We start from the raw sequence: 701 nt of genomic DNA, 5'->3' as shown, positions 1-701 counted from the left end.
TTACCGCTGGATCCTTAACTGCGTTATCTTATGATGTCTTAACTGCATCTCCTGATGGAATAACTGCTGTGCTGCCATCTGGGAAGGTTACTGTAGTTGTGCCATCTTTGCCAACTTTAACATCTGTTACTGTTGGGTTTGATTTCTTAACTTCATCTGCTACCTTAGCTTTTTCTGCTTCAGTCAAGTTGCTTGGATCTACAACTGGTGTTACCGCTGGATCCTTAACTGCGTTATCTGATGATTTCTTAACTGCATCACCTGATGGAATAACTGCTGTGCTGCCATCTGGGAAGGTTACTGTAGTTGTACCATCTTTGCCAACTTTAACATCTGTTACTGTTGGGTTTGATTTCTTAACTTCATCTGCTACCTTAGCTTTTTCTGCTTCAGTCAAGTTGCTTGGATCTACAACTGGTGTTACCGCTGGATCCTTAACTGCGTTATCTGATGATTTCTTAACTGCATCACCTGATGGAATAACTGCTGTGCTGCCATCTGGGAAGGTTACTGTAGTTGTGCCATCTTTGCCAACTTTAACATCTGTTACTGTTGGGTTAGCTTTCTTAACTTCGTCTGCTACCTTAGCTTTTTCTGCTTCAGTCAAGTTGCTTGGATCTACAACTGGTGTTACCGCTGGTTTAGCTGGAGCTGGTGTTGCTTTCGCTGGAACACTTGGTTCTGATACATTACCTGCTGTC

1 pseudogene is annotated in these 701 nt (G+C 42.8%); it reads right to left on the bottom strand.

The window, feature by feature from the left end:
* Nucleotides 1–28 precede the first annotated feature (28 nt).
* A pseudogene (locus HT717_RS09630) lies at nt 29–701 on the bottom strand (surface protein Rib); the annotation flags it as partial.

Origin of the sequence: Streptococcus sp. 959 (assembly GCF_013277075.1) — a bacterium.
Classification (GTDB): Bacteria; Bacillota; Bacilli; order Lactobacillales; family Streptococcaceae; genus Streptococcus; species Streptococcus pseudopneumoniae_C.
The sequence above is the reverse complement of the archived record's forward strand: the minus strand, read 5'-3'. Positions and strand labels throughout refer to the sequence as shown.